Here is an 18,041-nt window from a genome sequence, read left to right as displayed (position 1 = left end):
GGGGCAAATGATGATGAAGATCGCAATGTGGGCATTCAGTTCAGCGATGGCGATCGTGGCAGCCACCGCCCCGATACCGACCATTGCAGCGTTGAATCAGGGAGAGGAATTCCATCTCGATCGGCAGGATCTGGCGGATGCCTTGGCTTTGGTGGGCCGCTCGACCAATTATGAGATCATCTTCCAGCCTCGCTCGGTCAAAGGACGGCAGGCCCCTCCTTTGCGCGGCACCTACACGGCGATCGAGGCGGTCGAAGCCCTGATCAAAGGGACGGGCCTTGAAGCTGTCGATCAAGATGGAGCTATTCTTATCCGGGAGCGATTTTCTGAAACCACAAGTGAGAAAACCGAGGGTCGCGAAATCGGCATTATAGTGACGGGCACGCGCATTCGTGGCGGTCCATCAACTTCACCGGTTACGACTATCGGTCGCCAGGAGGCCCTGGCAGCCGGCCAGACCGATCTTGGCCAGATCATCCGCGATTTGCCGCAGAATTTCGCCGGTGGTCAAAATCCGACCCTATCCGCAGCCGGCCAAGGAGGGTTCACAAATGTATCCGGTTCATCGGCACTGAACTTGCGCGGCCTCGGACCGGATGCCTCGCTGACTTTGATAAACGGCCATCGCGTCGCCTTCGATGCCATCAGCCAGGGAATCGACATTTCATCGATCCCGCTGGCCGCGATCGAGCGGATAGACGTCGTAGCCGATGGCGCATCGGCGTTATACGGCTCGGATGCCGTCGCAGGTGTCGCCAACATAACCTTGCGACGGGACATCGACGGTGTCGTCACGTCTGCTAGGCTGGGAGCGGCGACCGATGGCGGGTCCGTCACGCAGCAGTATAACATCGTTGCAGGTTCATCGTGGCGCACCGGTGGCTTCATGGTAGCGGCAGATTATCAGGATTCTAGCCAGATCACCGCGCGTCAGCGATCCTACACCGGCAACGTCGCTCCCGACGCAACGCTGATACCCGCGCAAGACCAGATCAGTCTGGTGATGGCGGGGCATCAGGCGATCAGTGATGCGATTGGCTTCGAACTCGATGGTCATTACATGCACCGCTCCACGTCACGATGCCTGATCGCGGTCGTTGCGTCGAGCTGCTACGCGCAGGGCAGCGTCGTGGAATCGACCGCTGATAGCTGGTCATTATCCCCGGCGCTGAAAGTCGAACTGTCGGCGGATTGGAATGCCCGCCTGTCGGGAACCTACAGCAAAAGCGATACGGAAATAGTCACCAGCGTATTTTCTGCCGGCACGGAAACCTACCGCGCGCTACCCAACTACAGCAACGAATTGAAGGCGATCGAACTTGGCGCTGAAGGACCGCTCTTCTCATTGCCTGGCGGCGAAGCGAGGCTGGCGGTTGGAGCGGGCTATCGATCCAACACGCTCACAATCGATTCACGTGCCGTTGTCGGCGGCATTGAGGCCGCGACCGAAGCCCTCAGCGAAACGCGGGACGTGGCTTTTGGCTATGGTGAATTATTCCTGCCCTTGGTGGCGCCCGCCAATGGCATCAGCCTCATCCGCAAGTTGAATTTGATCGGTGCCCTGCGGTATGAAGATCATGATAATATCGATCGCGTAACCACACCGAAGCTGGGCCTGCTCTATTCGCCATTCGAAAGCGTCGAATTCAAAGGGAGTTGGGGCAAGTCGTTCAAGGCTCCCAATCTGTATCAGACCGGTCAGCTGACCAACGCACAGCTCGTTCCAAGCACACGATATAATCCAGCCCCTCCGACAAATCTCCCGGTCCTCTACCTGTTTGGAGGCAATCGGGACCTCGAACCCGAACGCGCAACGACCTGGACGACCTCAGTGGCGATTACGCCGACATTTATGGACGGGTTCAAGGCTGAGATAGGGTATTTCAATATTCGTTATCGCAATCGCATAGCCTCACCCGTCGCTTCATCAGGGAGGGCTTTCCAGCCAGTCTACAGCGACTTCATACAGGCCAACCCCAGCGCATCGGACGTCCTGTCCGCGATCGACGGGATAACGGGCGTGTTTACGAACCTGACGACCGGCACTTTTGACCCCGCTGCGGTTTCAGCGATATTTCGGAATTACCTTCAGAACATCTCCGTGCAAAGACTGGAAGGTGTCGACTTCTCGGCAAGCTACCGCCGGGATCTCGGCCCCTATGGGCAATTGTCGTTGAAGGGATCGGCGAGTTATCTCGACAGTATCCGGGAGATCGCACCCGGCCTGCCATTGGTGGAGCAGGCGGGGATCATCTTCACCCTGCCGCACTGGCGTGGCCGGCTGGGTGCAAACTGGCAGCGGGACAATGTCAATCTGTCCGCCACAGGCACATATATCGGCAAAACCAAAGATAATCGCCTTTCACCCACCGTGAAGGTGGATTCCTTCACTACGCTGGATACGGTCGCCACGATCCGCAGCGGTGCCCAGCGCGGGCTATTCGCCGATGTAGAATGGCAGGTCGGAATCCAGAACCTCTTCAATGCCAGGCCGCCAAGAATTCGGGCCACTTATGCCGCTGAAGTGCAGGCGGATTCGACAAACCACTCGCTTTACGGCCGGTTCGTCAATTTCACTTTGACGAAGAAATGGTGATATGCGCCATTATCTCATTATTGTGCATCTGCTGACGGCGTCGGCTTTAGGAGGCATTGGCCAACCCGCTCTGGCGGCCGACGGTTGCGAAACGCTTCTACAGACGGATGCGATCAGCGGTGTTCCGGGCCCGGCAACCCCTGAGGCGTTAGCCAGGCTGAGGGATATTGGGCCTGCGCCCCGTCCTGATCGCACACGCCCATTGTTCACATTCTCTCCCGACCATCGCGCGGTTGCTTTTCTAGTGCATCGCGCCGATCCGGGAGAGAACCGCTATTGCACAGGCTTGGTGCTCCTCCCTCTCGCGCCAGCGGCTCGGCCGAGGCTGCTGGATATCGGCACCGAACTGATCCGGGACGAACCGGCGAGATATGGCTGGGCGGCATTCCCTATTGGCTCCCCCGCACCAGTGACGCCGCGCTGGGCGCCTGACGGACGGTGGATTGCCTATCTCAAGCGCGCAGGAGGCAGAACACAGGTCTGGCGAGCAAAGGTCACCGGTGGCGATGCGAGGCAGATAACCCGCGCTCCAGTGGATATAGATGATTTCCGTATATCGTCTGACGGGCGCGCCATAATCTATGCGGCGCGCCCTGGCCTCATCACAATGAATGCCACTATCGATCAGGAGGGACTGTCGGGATGGCGCTATGACGAGCGAGCATTTCCTGTCCGCGGCGCTCGGCCGCAAACACCAAACCCGGAGCGCCATTATGTCACGATCGAGATAAGCAGTGGTATCGAGCGCCCTGCTTCTCCTGGCGAGATCAGCATCTTTATGCCGTCCGCCTCCGCCGCCGCCGATAAGATCGGTTATTCGTTAGGGCCTTCGAGTTGGAGCGCCTATGCGGAACCAGTCAACAGGTCGGTATATCCACCAGATTACCGAGTGGTCGTTGAAATGGGCACGGGCCGTCGCCTAGTCTGCCCGGCAGACCTGTGCCGACCGGACAGATCGGTTTCTTTTTGGTGGTCGGGTGACGGCAAACAGCTTCGCTTTGCGCGCAAGGAAGGCTGGGCGAACAGCCTGACGGCAATTTACGAATGGCGACCGGGCAGTCGCACGGTGCGGCGTCTATATCTGACGAGCGACGATCTGGTTGAATGCCAGCCATTGGGCAATGACCTTCTCTGTTTGCGCGAGCAATCACTCGCGCCGAGACATTTTGTGATGCTGGGGCTGGATCGCACGAAAGAGCAGAAGATTTTCGATCCAAATCCAGAGTTTGCGTCGCTGATCCTGGGGGCAGCCGAGCGTCTGAATTGGCGGAACGGCTTTGGCGTCCCCTTTTATGGTGATCTGGTTTATCCGGTCGGCTTCAAGACCGGACAACGATATCCGCTTGTCATTGTTCAGTATCGAACCAGGGGATTCCTGCGCGGCGGGATCGGCGACGAAGTTCCGATCCAGGCATTTGCCAATCGGGGATATTTCGTGCTGGTCGTCGACAATCTGACTTATGAGGATATCGTCGGCAAACAGAAGTCAGCCGGTGCTCTAACGGCGGCATTCAATCGTGATTTTGCAGGACGCCGACACATAGTCTCGGCGATCGAGGCCGCGACGCGATCTTTGATCGACCGTGGGTTCGTCGATCCGAAACGGATCGGCATCACTGGCTTGAGCGATGGATGCACAACGGTGCAGTTCGCAGCCATTCACAGTATGCTTTTCTCCGCTGGTTCGGTGTCGGGGTGCGGATGGGAACCCGTGCAGGATGCGTTTTTGGGGCCAATCGTTGCACAAAGCTATCATGATGGAGGATGGCCTCGCCTGGCGGACATGGATACCAACTTCTGGTCTCAAATATCGGTGATGGCACAACCAGGACGCGTACGGTTCCCGATGCTGTTTCAGGCCGCAGACAACGAATATTTAGCGATGGTCGCAAGCCATACGGCTCTGACGCAGGCAAATATTCCAAGTGAACTCTATATCTTTCCGGATGAGGATCACATCAAATGGCAACCAGCCCACCGACTTGCGGTATATCGCCGCAATCTTGCCTGGTTCGATTTTTGGTTGAACGATCAAAGACCCACGGACACCGAAGGTCACAGTGATGTGCTTCGCTGGGAGGAGATGCGCAAAAAATACATTCGACATTGAAGTCTTGGAACGAAACAAGCGTTTCTGAGGGTCAAGTCCGTCAACATCTTATCGCGCAGACCAAGAATTGGTCCATGCTTCGGTATCCAGCAGCGCCATCACCCGAGGGCAATCAAGCAACTCAAACTTTGCATTCGGTGCCATTACGCGTTCGACGGCCGCCCGATCAAGCAACCCGTGGCGGGCGAGATTTCCTTCCAGAAGGCGTTCGCTTATTGCGGCACGGTGACGAGCGATAAATCTCGCGACAAAGCCATCCGGGCTGCCCTTTCCGGATCGACCAGAGACAGGGGCAGGCAAGACGTCAGCAAATGCGCGCCGAGCAACAGCGCGGTCGATGCCTCCTTCGCACGCCCACCACGAGGGAACGCCCAGGCAGAATTCGATGACCGGTTGGGATAATAGCGGACTGATCATCGGTACCGCCAAGGCCTTATCTCGATGCTCAATGTGATGCAGAGCACGCAAGATCATCGCTACATGACCCTTTTTCCCCAGCGGTACCGTGGCCGGGGAATTCAGCCAGGGATGTTCTGGCAGAAGGCCGCGCTCGCTCTCCACAAATTCCCGACTGAGATAGTCTCCCGCACCGTTCCACTGAAGCCCTGTCGTCCTTGGGGAAATTCTAACAGCTTCGGCTACCACCTCCCAAATATTCGCGCCGGTGATACGGCAAATATCGCGCGCGGTGGAGACCAAATCCAACGACCATCCCTCAGTCCTTAGCCGATCAAGCAAAGGTCGAACCGAATGCGTAAGATAGAAAACATTGTCTCCTCCAGCACCCACGAAAAATGCGGCAGCTTGAGAAGTTGCGGCCGCGGCTCTCACTCTCTTGTTATAGGTCTGTTCGTGCGCTTTCCCTGAAGGGATGGGAAAGCCTGCAGCAACTGATTTATCCAGATCGATATCGTCGTTTGAATAGAAGTCTTCGATAAGTTCGGCATCAATGGCCCCACTGACATACCGGGCGTATGACCTCTCGTCGCCAACCGGATCGTCAGTAGCCAAGGTCAAACACGTAACCTTGGCGCTGCTTCTAGCCAGGCAAGCAGTCACAATGGATGAGTCCAGTCCTCCCGATAGACCAACCAGCGCGCGCGGAAAACAGGACGCCCACGCGCTTATGCAAGCCTGGACAACGCGCCCCAGCCCTTCGCTACGTTTCTTCCGATCGTCATCTCCGTCATAAGCGGTATAGTTCCAAGGACTCCAGTTTTCTGCCCTGTTTATCTCGCGTCCCTCTAGGATCAGCGAACATCCACCCAAAAGCTGCGATACACCGGAAAGTGCTGTTTCTTCTGGTGGCAACTGGTGCCAATAGAGCGTCCTTCCCACTCCATTCCAATTGACTGAAGGCGTGAACAGCCCCGTGTCGATCAAGAGAGAGATGTCCGACGTGAGCGCAGCGATCCCGCTCAATGATAGATAGTAGCAAGGCATTCCGCCGGATGGGTCGCGTAGTATCGTTACACGATTAGAAATTGAAATTGCCGCAACATAGCTGCCCCAATAGTGTTCGATCAGAGATTGGACCGGATCAGGCGCAAATCGAGCGGCATCATCAGACTTTAGCTCGCAAACCTGCTCAGGATATCCGTGACGGCGAAACAGCTTGCCTATGATCACGCCATTCCCTTTGGGTAAGAGTAGAACATCGAGTAGTTGATCCGAGAACAGAATAATTCGGCCATGCCGCCAGACGAGAGGTAGCTGGGTTAGAGTCGCGATGTGCTGGATATGCTCTTGGTGCCCTTCATCTTCAGCAAGAATGAGCAGGAGGTAGCGGTGCTTCATCACGCCACCATTATCGGCAAGAACATTCTCGCACGGTCCGGCTTTTCGTTGAGTATCGTGCTTCCTTTCTGTACCCAGCAATGGGCTGCGAAGGGATCTGCCTGAACGCCGATCACCAACATTGTCGGCAACCCCTGCCTGCGGCAAGTGACCGCGAGTGCCAGCGATCGCGACAGGCAACGGTCATGGCTACCAACGATCAGATCGGCATATTCGAATGAGCGGGCGATTTGCGCCAGCTTCACATTGTGTAACTCCGAAGACCCTTTATCCACATGATCGGCCAATTCGCCAAGTTGTTCGATCATCCGGGCAAAGGGCCAACGCTTGGCTCGCCTCAACCACAATAAACGAGACCATATTGCCCCGATGACGGATGTGAGCGGCGGGTGCGCGTGACCAACATCGATTTGCGTGGTTGGTGGAGTGACTTTTGCGGAAATCGTCAGTTCGGGGTCAGGTCGCTGAGGCAGCGTAACGAAAATGCCTTCATTTATCAGCTTCTGGAGGTGATCGAGATCGTCATCAGCAGGCTGCGCACCAGATGCCCAACGCGAAAAGCTTTCATGGAAATGTGGCGGCAATGAAAAATAGCGACCGATCGCAAGGTCCAGCAGGATCACGCGATCCACCGATATGCAAAAGCTCAAGCCAGGCCGAAGACCGAAATACATGACCTATTTCCTCCGAACAGCGAAAAGCACGCGGGCTGGTATGGCCCGCGTGCCCGGCATTTCAGTCGTCCGAGAGTCCAGGGACGAGCTGCTGACCGCCGATCCCGTCGCTGTTGTCGAAACCGGGTCCCTTGGTTTCTTCCGCGACGGAGCCGAGGTCGATCAGCTCGGATCCAACATGTTCTTCGCGATTCATAATAGCCTCCATTCTGAAATCAGCTGCACCATTGCAGCCAGATTGATTTTATGATGAAGAATGGAGAATGACCGAACTTATAAGGTATCGGGCATGTAGCTATTGCGTACTTGCGCGCATTTCCGCTATTTTTATGTCAATGCGGGAGCATAGCTTGCTGATTTTATTGTTCATCCTAGCGGCCAAAGTGAATCGGATATCTTTTCAGCACGACGCATCCGCCGGCGGTGATAGGCACGTAGAACCGAAAAACGGTTCAGACCTGAACCACAATTGATCGCCGCCGTAATCTGCTGCAACTCCATATCAAGATTGTCCATAACAAGATGCTCCCGGAGTCGTATGGCTTGAAGACGATCGTTGGCGGCGTGGAGGGAGCGGGCATGTTCACGATTAATGGCTTGATCAGCCAGCGCCCTGAACAGTCCTGTGGCGGCTCGCGCGACTTTCTCCCCTCCAACAATATCCTGCATAACCAATGACTTCGGTGTCAAAAGCTCGGTCGACATCTGCACCTTGATAAGGTGACGCACGAGATGGTCGTGCCAGCTGTAGAGATCCCGGACCGCGGCAGGCGTTGCGATCGGAACCCTAAATCCACCACCGGTGCCGATTTCGAGAAGATGTTCACCCACAAGACGCTGCGCTGCGTCTCTGATCGGCGATATGGATACACCATATTCGATCGCGACAGCGCGTTCGATAATCGTCCCTCCAGGCGAGAACCGTCCCGACAGAATATCGGTCTTCAAAAGGAGATAGGCGCGATCCGCCGCGACTGGTTCGGGAGACATGTCTGCCCCACCAGAGCCTAGCGGCTCCCTCCCAGCAAGGATCGCTGGGTGATCCGCGTAAGGATAGCAGACTGATGCCGTGCTACGACCTCAAGCATCTCACGCTCAAGATCCCAAAGATCGTCATGCATCAAAAGTTCTCTGGGTATCGGCATATCATGCTCCACGGCCAGTAAAGGAATGAACAAATGCAGTGTCGTCATGCGCAGCGCGTGCGCGCAGCGGATATGATCCTCAATCATCGAAGTTTCGACGCCTGCTTCGATTTCGCGGACCCAGCGTTCACTGCGCCCGATACCGCGCGCCATGTGCCGTTGCGTGATACGGTCCCGGCGGCGGCGGCGTTCGATGAGCTTTCCGGAAAGCTCCTTGATCAACGACAGGGCCTCACTACCCGTCATTTTCGGACTTTGAAGCGTCATCTGCAGGTCTCCCCGGCAGCGGCTCAAAACTCCAACCACATCGCTGTAACGGTTTTTGTTGTAAATTAATCCGTTGGTCAACGGATATTGGTATCGTGAGCGAGAGTAAGTTTGCATCGCAGATCAGTAATACTGTCATCTGCGATAGTGTTTTATGACCTATCTCGCTGAACGCTTAATCTTGTCGAGCATGACGTGATAGCTTCTCAATATGTGAACATCTTCAGCGTCCCGCATATGCAGGAGGGCCGCTAGAAAAATTTTCCAGACTTGGGGTGATGAATAGATGACACCCGCAGTTTCGATCTCGGCTGCGATCGAGTGCACGAGATCCGATAAGATGCGGGATGTTCCGACATGACGGATTTTACGACCTCCCAACTGGTGCAGTTCGGGATCGAGCAACGCGTTTGCCATTTCCCCCCCTGGGCAAAGATGCAGCAGGTGGACGGCGACGAACAGGGTCGAACCATAGGACAACAGATCCCCGACCAAATGACATAGCCGGCAATGATCATCCAGGAAAAGTTGCATTCCTGCGTCGGACAGTTGGAGCTTATATGCTCTGGATGCCTGATGCGCCATTATCGCCCTCCATCTGACTTGGCAAAAAACATGCTTGTCTTGTCCATTCCCATGCATGCCGGTTGATTCGGCTAAAGTAGAACCCGAACGGCCATGGGAACAAAGCAGGAAACCGGAAATGTAATTCCGGTTTCCGGCAGTGTGGCTCCGATCATCGGCACTTCATTACCTCAAACCGGAACGGCAGTTCCTCCTGCCTTGCGACCCGGCTGGTCCTGCTGTCACTCAGGCCGGGTTGAAACGACAAGGCCGTCAAAGCTTGGCGCGGGACCAGATCATCAAGTGGTTCTCAAGGCCAGAAGCTCGACTACTACTCAGGAGACTTGCGCCCATGGACAGAACGCTATCGGTAGGTGTCGGCTTGCTCGTCGGCTTTGCGGGAACGATTATGTTCTCGACCCCCAGCATTGCGCAAGAGGCGACTGCGGTTACTTCTCCTGTGGCTTTGGGAGAAGCCGCAAAGATTGCGCAAGCGCAGCTTCACCAGACCTTCACCAATCTGCGCTTCGAAGAATTTGGTCCGGCGCCCGTCGAGGGCCCCATCTATCAGGCGACCGCTGGCGGCCGGATCATCTATTATGCGCCGCAAAGTGAGCATCTTTTGTTCGCCACGGTCTACGACCGCAACGGCGTCAACCTGACCGCGCTGGCGCAGGAACAGGGTGCCACGCGCCGTGTCAAAGCCATCGACCCTGCCAAGGCATTGGCGATCGGCCCTGTAGATGCGCCAACGGTCATAGAATTCACCGACCCGGACTGTCCTTACTGCCAGGCGCTCGATCGGTTCTGGAGCGCCAAGGCAGCAGAGGGCAAGCCGGTAAGGCGTCTCATCTTCTTCGTGAGCGGCATCCATCCGACCGCTGCCGCCAAGGCGGAGCATATCCTATGCTCGACAGATCGCGAGGCGGCCTTCCGGGCGGCCTATTCCGGCCAGACACCCCCCGTCCTGCGCCAGTGCGCGCAGGGCCGTGCCAAGGTTGCGGAGGACGCTGAACTGGTCGCCAAAGTGGGCGTTTCAGGAACGCCGACGCTGGTCGCCGATGGCAAGTTCATCTCGGGCTTTCAGCAGGCCGAACTCGAAGCGTTCCTCGATCGGCACACAAAGCCTGCGCTTGCAAAGGCAGTGTCCGATGTGCGGCGCTGAACGGGCGCGCGCCATCGCGGCTGCGCACAATCTCTTTGCGGAGGGCATCCGGCCCGGCCCCAACTGGCCAGCGCGGATGAACCAGGATGCCGGCGGCGGCGGGCTCATGGAGCCGTCCACCGACGCCCCGGCCGACACCGATCTTGCTTCGATGCCGGCAGGCTTTGGTTGGACGGCTCCTTTTTGGAGCAATGCTATGATGCAGAAATTTGGCAACAAGGTCCTGGCGGTGGCCAATGTCGGCCTCCCTTTAGGCGCGATGGCCCTGGTCGGTGGCCCGGTCCATGCCTTCTCGGCACCCGCCCAGGGCGATCTTGGTTACGACATATACGATATCGTCGTGAACCAGGGCGTGAAAGGTCCGATGGGATTTGTGGGCGGCGTCGCTGCCTTCCTGTTCGGCGTTTCGCGCCTTTTCTCGAATATCATGATTGGCATCCCGACCATCGTCGCGGCTGTCTGCCTCATCAAGGCGGACTCCATTCTCCAGACCTTCGGGATGGTCATCTGAGACGCGAAGGTGGGGCGCGCACCTGGCTGACCAGGCGCTTCCCCCACTGGCAACAGGCTGGGAACCGATGGTCGGTTCCTGGAGGATGATACCTTTGAAGGTATCATGAAGCCAAGAGGAGAAGGGCAGATGGACGAACGCCTTCCGCAATATCTGCATCGGCCCGTCCAGATCCTTTGGTTTGGATCTGACGAGTTTCTGCTCGCGACCTCGAGCATTTTCGTGGCCGCGATCGTGGGCGGACTTGTCGGCTGGGCGCTCATCGCTGCCCTTCTCCTTTTCATCCCGTGGAAGCGGACCAAGCCCAGGGGCTATCTCCCCCATCTCGCCTGGCGCTGGGGTCTTGTTTCCTTTCCTTATTATCCGGGTCCTACCCAGACCCGCTTCTTCGAGTGAGCGCCATGGGCATGTTCGGGCACAAAAAGACAAAGGAGGATCCGCTACTGGGCAAACCGGCCAGCTACGGCATCCATCGCTATCTGCAGGGCTCGGCCAACCTGTTCGAGGAAAACCGCCTGCTCAAGGTTGCCATTGCGGGCATGTTCGGCGTCACCGCCGTGCTGGGCGTGGTCATCTACACGACCAACCAGAATGCCCGGACCGTGATTGTCCCCTTTGGCGCCACAGGCGATCTTCATGTCTCGGGTAATACGCCATCCGAAGCCTATATCGTCGCCATGACGCGCAACATCGTCGCGCTGTCGGGCACCTGGTCGGCTTACTCGGCCGACCGGCAGTTCCAGGAGCTGTTGGGGCTCGTTCACCCGTCCGCCTATGGCGCGATGCGCGACAGCCTCAACGCCATGCTCGACGAACTGGCGAACAACCCTACGCTGTCGATCGCCACCTATATCCGCAACGATCAGCCGGTCCGCTGGACCGCCCATGAGATCGTCGTCCCGGTCGAGAAGGTCCGTGTCATCGGCGGCGTAATCCGCAAATTCCGGGGCATTTTACGCATCGGCTACGGCATTGAAAATGGCCGTTTCTGGCTGACGCGTCTTTCCGAGGAGCAGTTCGATGTCGAAACACGCTAATCAGCGCATAGGAGCGTGCGCCGCTCTAACCGGGTTCATGCTGCTGGCGATCCCGGCCTCAGGTCAGACGCTCCATGCGCTGCCCGATCAGACCAGTCGGATCCGTCTCTCCAACCGCGACATCAACCATGTCGTGTGCGAGGGCGGCGAGATCGAGGATATCAAATTCTCGGCCGAGAAAGGTCTTGCCGTCGAGAAAGGCGGATCGGACGCCTGGATCAAGTTCCTCGCCCGCGAGATTGACGATGCAGGGCAAGTGACGCGCAGCTATGTGACGCAGCCTTCCGAGTTCTTTGTTCACTGCAACGGCGCGACCTACCCGCTCTATGCTGAACCGGCGGAAATTCCCGCGCAGACGGTGATACTTGTGCCCGGCGCGCGGCAGCGTGCCCAGGCCAATAGCGCCTTGATGGCCGCGCTGGCCGATGAAGATCGCGCCGTTTCCATCACCATGGCCCTGCTGGACGATCGCATCCCTGCCTCGTTCAGCGAGGTCGCGCCGTCGGGTGACGCGGTCGGCATTGCGGCGCTGCCGGGCCTCTCGATAACCGAACAACGCCGTATCGCCGTCGAGGGGGCAGGTCTCTCGGCCTCGCAATATCATGTGCGAACCACGGCGGCGGTGACGCTGGATGAGCGCCAGCTCGTCGATCCGGCCCTTGGGGCAGGCATTTTTTCAGTCACGTTGGACAGGGTCCGCCTCGATGCGGGCGAAACGGCCCGACTTGTCGTGGTGCGCCGGGGAGGCGGACAATGAGCGGCGACAAGAGCAAAGACGCAGCGGAGACGCCGGAAGGCCTGTCGCCCTATCAGGCCCATCTCGCTGCCCAGAGCGGCGGGCCAAAGGATGAGGCCTTACGCCGTCCGTCTCCCCCCTTGCTCGACCTCAAGGCGCAATGGGCCATAATGTCAGCGCGGCAAAAACTGCGCGCGCGCCAGCTCGCCGTCGGCGTCGCCATCGGCGCGCTCGGGATCGGGCTCTACGCGGCATCGGGCAGCAAGGAGGACGTCAAGCCCACCGATCCCGCCGCATCGCTCAACATGGGCGCGGGGCTGCGCGGCGACAGTCTTGAAGTCAAACTGCGCGGGGATTTGAAGAAGGTCCTTGATGGCCAGCAATTGCTGGGCGACCGGGTCAGCGCGATCGAGGAAGGCAAGGTGCTGCCTGGCGGCACAGCGGCTCCAGGCGGCCAGACCCTTTATGGCGACCTGCCCCCCGCCCTGCCGGACAGCGTTCCAGCCCTGCCCTACCCGCCCGAGACCGGCGATATCAGCGCAGATGCAGACAGGCTGCCTGCGCCGCCCACCGGGCCTGTTGCGCCGCCTGCCCCGCCTGCGCCTCCGGTCGAAAAGACGGTCGGCGCAATCGGCTCGGCGACCGGTCAGGTCGTGGCCCAGGGCGCGACCGACAATGCCGCATCGTCGAAAAAAAAGAATCGGACGATCTATTTGCCGCCTGGTTTCATGAAGGCGCGGCTCCTGACCGGGATCGACGCCCTGGCGAGCCGGGACGCGACCAGTAATCCTGAACCGATCATCGCCCGGGTACAGGCGCCTGCCGTCCTGCCCAATGAGGTGAAGGCGAACCTTGCCGGCTGCTTCGTGGTCGGCAACGCCACCGGGAGTCTTGCCAAGGAGCGGGTCGAGGTCCAGCTCGTATCGCTGTCCTGTGTGGATTTCGACGAGCATTCGATCGTCGATCAGCCGGTCAAGGGCTTCTTCGTCGATACCGACGGCAAGAAGGGTCTGTCGGGCAAGGTGGTGACGCGCGCCGGGGCGACGCTGGCGCGCGCCTTCATCGCCGGGACCATCAGCGGTATCTCGCAATCGGTCGAAAGCACGTTCGGCAACACCTCGACCTCGGCGCTGGGAACGGTGCGCACGCTCGATGCCGGCGACGCGGCCAGGACGGGCATTGCCGGTGGGCTCTCCAAATCCTCGGACAAGCTCACCGACTTCTATCTCGATCTCGCCCGCCAGGCTGGTCCCATCGTCGAGGTGGGCGCAGCCAAGGATGTGGTCGTGGTGATCCAGGAGGGCGCCACCCTCGAAATCAAACCCGGCGCGGGAGCCAAATTCTGATGTCCGCGCCCATGGGAGACAAAGCCATGAAGATGCTCCGACCCTGCCTCCTCCTGCTGCCCCTTCTCGCGCTGCCCGGCTGCGCGACTATCGGATCGGTGATGTCGCCCTATAGCGAGAAATTCTCGTGCAAGAATAACGACCATGGCCAGTGCATTCATCCGGGCCAAGCCTATGCCGATGCGGTTGCAGGCCGCGCCTCCAGATCCGATCCTGCCGTCACCCATGATCGCAAGCTGCTCGCTCCGCACCAGAAGCAAGCCCGCGGCAGAGATTTGGGCCCCGCCAGGGCTATGGCGACACCCCCGGCTATGGCGCAACCTGGCCAGGGCCATGTCGGCGCGCTGATCGAGGCTCCCGGATCGCCGATGCTGCGGCCTGCGCGCACGATCCGGACATTGATCCTTCCCTATGCCGACAGGCAGCGCCCCGACCGGCTCTATATGGCGCGCTATATTTACTCGATCCTCGACCGGCCCGCCTGGGTCGTGGGCGACTATCTGGTGGAACCGGGCGGGCGAACGCCTGCGCCACCGGTGCTGCGCACGATGCGCGAGCCCGAACCAGGCAGCACAGACGCGCCGACGCAAGAGGCCATGCCGCTTACCATCCATCCGGAGAAACGGCCATGAGCGCGCGGCCCGGCCACAAGGGTCTGAGCTATCAGCGCCTGCGCGCCGCCGTGACCCGCGACGCCTATTCGGATTTCCTGCCGATGGTCGCCTGGGTCGAAGAGGAGGAAGCTTTCCTCTGCATCGACGATGGCTGGGGCCAGGCCTGGGAGCTTGTTCCGTCCGCCTATATGTTCGCCCATGTACAACAGGCGTTGCTCGGGCTGCTCAATATCCATTTCCCCGAAGGCACGGTCCTCCAGCTCATCACCTTTGCCGATCCGCTGATCGATCCTGCGCTTGATGCCTATCTCGATATGAAGGTCAGACCAGACCCGCTGGTCCAGGCCTCGGCCCGGCGTACGGCCGACTATCTGCGCGGCGGCACGAGGGGCCTGGATGCACTCCATGCCATCCCGGTACGTGACTTCCGGTTGTTCCTCGCGATCAAGACACGGGTGAAGCTCGGCGCTGATCTGCGCCGCCAGGTCGAGGAGCAACTGGCGAAGATGGGTATCCGGCGGCTACCGCCCGACGAACTGGTCAGCTTCTATCGCCGGATCTTCAATGGCGTCTTCGCGCCCGCACCGGGGGTATTCCTCAGCGAAAGCATGGGCGGCATGCCCGCCCCGTCGATCGCGCGGCAGATTATCGAGGCTGGGCCTGACCTCTGCTTCGAAGGCCCGGAAGTATTTCTGGGTAACCAGGTGGCGCGCTGCCTCACGCCCAAGGCGCCTGCGCGCCGGATCACCGCCGAGCGCGCCAACCGTCTCATGGGCGGGATGCGCGGCTCTGCCGAGGACAGCGACCAGATTGGTGGGCCATTCCTCTATTGCCTCTCGGTCCTGTTCGATCATTCGCAGTTCGAAATCCACAAGCGCGCGCAGATCCTCTCGGCGCAAAAGGCCGCGGGCAGTTTTGCAGTCGAGGTCGGCAAGCAGATCGAGGAGATTGGCTGGATCTTGGATGAAGCGTCGAACAGCCGCTTCGTCTCGGTGATCCCTACCATGTGGGTATTCGGCCGCGACAGCGCCCAGGCGCGTGAGATGGCGGCACGCGCCAAGCGCTTGTGGGAATCAGAACCCCTGCCTTTCATGGTGCAGGAAGAAAGCTATCTGCTGCCCGTGCTGCTCGCTGCCAGCCTGCCCTTCGGGCTTTATCCCGAAAAGCAGACAATCAAACTGCTGGAACGCGATTTTCGCATGGCCGTGAAGGCCGCCAGCCTCATGGCGCCGGTCCAGACCGATTTTCGCGGCGGCGGCCGCCCGGCCCTGCTCTATGTCGGACGCAAGGGCCAGCTCATCACGCTCGATCTCTTCGACCCGCGCATCAACAATTATAATTTCATCGTCTCGGCCGAAAGCGGCGCAGGCAAAAGCTTCCTGCTCAATAATTTGTGCCAGCAATATTATGCGCAGGGCGCGCTCATCCGCATCATCGATATCGGTGGCAGCTACCGCAAGCTCTGCACGCTTTGCTCTGGCCGTTATATCGACATCGGCGAGGAGCGCCTGGTGCTCAACCCTTTCGACATGGGGCTGGCGCTCGATGGCGAAGACAAGCAATCGGCGATCGCCATGGCGGTCGCGATCGTCGCGGAAATGGCGAATGCCTCGACCCGCAAGCCCGTCACCACATCGGAATGGAACCTGCTCAAATCCGCTGTTCAGTGGACCGTCGACAGCGGGCGCGGCGAAGACGGCATCGACGCGGTGCGCGCTTGGCTCGGCCGCTATCCCGACAATGCCGCCTCCGACCTCGACCGGGTCGACCATCTGGTACCGGTCGCGCGCGAACTGGCGTTCAACCTGCGCGATTTCGGGTCGCAGGGCGCCTATGGCCATTTCTTCAACGGTCCTTCGACACTCGACATCTCGCGCGATGAATTTGTGGTGCTGGAGCTCGAACGCCTGAAGGCGCTGCCCGACCTCTTCAACGTAATCGTGATGGTAGTGGTGAACGCGGTCACGCAGGAACTCTATCTCTCGGCGCGCGACAAGCCCCGCTTCGTGCTGTGCGACGAGGCCGCGCAGTTCATGACCCGCAGCGACGGGCAGGATCTCTCCCGTCTCGCCGAGGCGTTTGGCCAAGGCTATCGCCGCGCGCGCAAATATCAGGGGAGCTTTGGCATCGTGCTCCAAAGCATGAACGACCTCATGCTCTTTGGCGGCACAGGACAGGTGATCCTGGAAAATGCCGCGACCAAATTCCTGCTCCAGGGTTCCACCTACGACAAGGCGGTGGATAACAAGATCCTCGACTATTCAGGCTTCGTCCTCGATCTGCTGAAATCGGTCCGGAACGCCAAGCCCAATTATTCCGAAGTGTTCATCGACAGTCCATTGGGCCTCGGCATCGCGCGACTGGTGGTCGACCCCTTCAGCTACTGGATCAATACTTCAGCGCCCAACGAGGTTGCCGCCTTCGAAGCGCTGGTGCGGGCCGGTCGCAATCCGCTGGAGGCGGTGTGCGAACTGGCCGGTGTCGATCCGGCCCAAATACTGGGCGGAAATACTCGCCAGGGCGGGAGGGCGGCATGACGCACAAGCCTGCAACCCATCCCGATCAGCTGGCGCTCGACTGGGAAAATGACCCGGCAATCGAAGCGATGATCGAAGCGCGTGTCGTCCGTCGCGCCGAGGCCGCCGCCTTCCAGTGGCGACTGCGGTTGGTGGCCATCGAAACCTGCATGATGGGCAGTCTCGTCATCGTGGCAGGTGTAGCGCTCGGTCAGCCGCCGCTCCAGGCCATACGGGCGGGCATCCTGGTGGCTGCCGCCTGCTGTGCGAGCGGCATGCTGCTGATCGGCCTGTCGGGCGCATGCGGGATGGTCTTCTCACGCTTGCGGCAATGGAGGGCGCGATGAAGGCCGATCGCAGCAATGGCTTCGATCTTGGCCTCGACGTCGGAGACGATGTCCATGGGCTCCTTGCCTATGCGCGCAGCGTGAGCAACCCGGCGCTTGGTATCGACGCGGTCGCGCAGGCGATCGTCACGGTCATCCAGGCGGAACGCCGTTTTGCACGGATGAGCTACGCCCTGCTGGTGACCGGCGGCATCGCCAATGCCGCGTTTTGCGCATTTGCCGCAGCGTGGCTCTTCCAGGCGCCGCTTGCCGAAGGCTTGTTCATTGGCATCTGCGCCGGAATGGGCGCGGGCTCTACGGGTCTGATCCTTATTCCCTGGGATGCAATCGCCGAGCGCGTTCATGCCGTCACCCAGCGGTGGAGGCGGTTATGAACGGCATCTTCTCGGCCACGCCCGCGCCAGGACCCATCCGTCTGCTTATCGGCAGCCAGGGCCTTGCGCTCGTGCAAACCTGCATCGCCTGGCAATTGCCGACCGTGCCCGCGGTCTTCCGCATTCTGGGCGCGATCATAGCGGCCATTGCGATAGCGGCGCTGATCAGCGCCGCTATCGGCGAGGGGCGCGAGAACCGTGCGCCATATTGGAGACGGCGTCGTGATCGCTAGAACCACGGG

Annotated in this window: 19 protein-coding genes; 13 read left to right on the top strand and 6 right to left on the bottom strand. The window is 59.4% G+C overall.

Annotated features, from left to right (window positions below):
* Positions 1-7: 7 nt before the first annotated feature.
* Positions 8-2,596, top strand: a complete 2,589-nt coding sequence (locus CEQ44_RS03700) for a TonB-dependent receptor (protein WP_088189782.1) — start codon at positions 8-10, stop codon at positions 2,594-2,596.
* Between the two features lies 1 nt (position 2,597).
* Positions 2,598-4,706 (top strand): Atxe2 family lasso peptide isopeptidase, encoded by a 2,109-nt coding sequence (locus tag CEQ44_RS03695; RefSeq protein WP_088189781.1) that lies wholly within the window; start codon positions 2,598-2,600, stop codon positions 4,704-4,706.
* Positions 4,707-4,754: 48 nt separating this feature from the next.
* Here the strand turns inward: CEQ44_RS03695 and CEQ44_RS03690 are convergent, their stop codons facing one another.
* From CEQ44_RS03690 to CEQ44_RS03670, 6 genes are all read right to left on the bottom strand, one after another.
* Positions 4,755-6,503 (bottom strand): asparagine synthetase B family protein, encoded by a 1,749-nt coding sequence (locus CEQ44_RS03690; protein WP_088189780.1) that lies wholly within the window; start codon positions 6,501-6,503, stop codon positions 4,755-4,757.
* Positions 6,503-7,177 carry a lasso peptide biosynthesis B2 protein gene (locus CEQ44_RS03685; protein ID WP_088189779.1) on the bottom strand — a complete coding sequence of 225 codons (675 nt, stop codon included), beginning with the start codon at positions 7,175-7,177 and terminating at the stop codon, positions 6,503-6,505. The genes CEQ44_RS03690 and CEQ44_RS03685 overlap by 1 nt, the downstream gene beginning before the upstream one ends.
* Before the next feature lie 61 nt (positions 7,178-7,238).
* Positions 7,239-7,373: a benenodin family lasso peptide gene (locus CEQ44_RS25350; protein WP_161600418.1), complete on the bottom strand. Its 135-nt coding sequence runs from the start codon at positions 7,371-7,373 to the stop codon at positions 7,239-7,241.
* Between the two features lie 170 nt (positions 7,374-7,543).
* Positions 7,544-8,167, bottom strand: coding sequence for a GntR family transcriptional regulator (locus tag CEQ44_RS03680; protein WP_088189778.1), 624 nt, complete (start codon positions 8,165-8,167; stop codon positions 7,544-7,546).
* 17 nt (positions 8,168-8,184) lie between these two features.
* The gene (locus tag CEQ44_RS03675) at positions 8,185-8,670 is read right to left on the bottom strand and encodes a transcriptional regulator (RefSeq protein WP_140419419.1); all 486 of its coding nucleotides are present in this window, start codon (positions 8,668-8,670) and stop codon (positions 8,185-8,187) included.
* Positions 8,671-8,748: 78 nt separating this feature from the next.
* On the bottom strand, positions 8,749-9,174 hold the full coding sequence (locus tag CEQ44_RS03670) for a hypothetical protein (RefSeq protein ID WP_088189776.1): 426 nt from the start codon (positions 9,172-9,174) through the stop codon (positions 8,749-8,751).
* A 388-nt stretch (positions 9,175-9,562) separates the two neighbouring features.
* On the opposite strand from CEQ44_RS03670, the gene CEQ44_RS03665 reads away from it, so the two are divergent.
* The 11 genes from CEQ44_RS03665 to CEQ44_RS03615 all read left to right on the top strand — a co-directional run bounded on the left by CEQ44_RS03665 (position 9,563) and on the right by CEQ44_RS03615 (position 18,032).
* Positions 9,563-10,318 carry a DsbC family protein gene (locus CEQ44_RS03665; RefSeq protein WP_373444019.1) on the top strand — a complete coding sequence of 252 codons (756 nt, stop codon included), beginning with the start codon at positions 9,563-9,565 and terminating at the stop codon, positions 10,316-10,318.
* A 196-nt stretch (positions 10,319-10,514) separates the two neighbouring features.
* Positions 10,515-10,829, top strand: a complete 315-nt coding sequence (locus CEQ44_RS24230) for a hypothetical protein (protein WP_043153802.1) — start codon at positions 10,515-10,517, stop codon at positions 10,827-10,829.
* A gap of 129 nt (positions 10,830-10,958) precedes the next feature.
* On the top strand, positions 10,959-11,225 hold the full coding sequence (locus tag CEQ44_RS03655) for a type IV conjugative transfer system protein TraL (RefSeq protein WP_043153801.1): 267 nt from the start codon (positions 10,959-10,961) through the stop codon (positions 11,223-11,225).
* 11 nt (positions 11,226-11,236) lie between these two features.
* Positions 11,237-11,866, top strand: a complete 630-nt coding sequence (locus CEQ44_RS03650) for a TraE/TraK family type IV conjugative transfer system protein (protein WP_373444015.1) — start codon at positions 11,237-11,239, stop codon at positions 11,864-11,866.
* A 37-nt stretch (positions 11,867-11,903) separates the two neighbouring features.
* On the top strand, positions 11,904-12,623 hold the full coding sequence (locus CEQ44_RS03645) for a type-F conjugative transfer system secretin TraK (RefSeq protein WP_088189773.1): 720 nt from the start codon (positions 11,904-11,906) through the stop codon (positions 12,621-12,623).
* Positions 12,620-13,948: a TraB/VirB10 family protein gene (locus tag CEQ44_RS03640; protein WP_088189772.1), complete on the top strand. Its 1,329-nt coding sequence runs from the start codon at positions 12,620-12,622 to the stop codon at positions 13,946-13,948. Before CEQ44_RS03645 ends, CEQ44_RS03640 begins: the two co-directional genes overlap by 4 nt.
* Positions 13,949-13,974: 26 nt before the next feature.
* On the top strand, positions 13,975-14,580 hold the full coding sequence (locus CEQ44_RS03635) for a TraV family lipoprotein (protein ID WP_254913887.1): 606 nt from the start codon (positions 13,975-13,977) through the stop codon (positions 14,578-14,580).
* Complete coding sequence (locus CEQ44_RS03630) at positions 14,577-17,099, top strand: TraC family protein (RefSeq protein ID WP_088189770.1); 2,523 nt, start codon at positions 14,577-14,579, stop codon at positions 17,097-17,099. Before CEQ44_RS03635 ends, CEQ44_RS03630 begins: the two co-directional genes overlap by 4 nt.
* Positions 17,096-17,425 (top strand): hypothetical protein, encoded by a 330-nt coding sequence (locus tag CEQ44_RS03625; protein WP_088189769.1) that lies wholly within the window; start codon positions 17,096-17,098, stop codon positions 17,423-17,425. Before CEQ44_RS03630 ends, CEQ44_RS03625 begins: the two co-directional genes overlap by 4 nt.
* Entirely contained in the window at positions 17,422-17,799 is a 378-nt protein-coding gene (locus CEQ44_RS03620; RefSeq protein ID WP_140419418.1) for a hypothetical protein, read from the top strand. Before CEQ44_RS03625 ends, CEQ44_RS03620 begins: the two co-directional genes overlap by 4 nt.
* Entirely contained in the window at positions 17,796-18,032 is a 237-nt protein-coding gene (locus CEQ44_RS03615) for a hypothetical protein (protein ID WP_088189767.1), read from the top strand. Before CEQ44_RS03620 ends, CEQ44_RS03615 begins: the two co-directional genes overlap by 4 nt.
* The last annotated feature ends 9 nt before the right edge of the window (positions 18,033-18,041 follow it).

This window comes from Sphingobium sp. Z007 (assembly GCF_900013425.1).
Lineage (GTDB): Bacteria > Pseudomonadota > Alphaproteobacteria > Sphingomonadales > Sphingomonadaceae > Sphingobium.
Note: the sequence above shows the minus strand (reverse complement) of the source record. Positions and strands in the feature narration are given on the sequence as shown.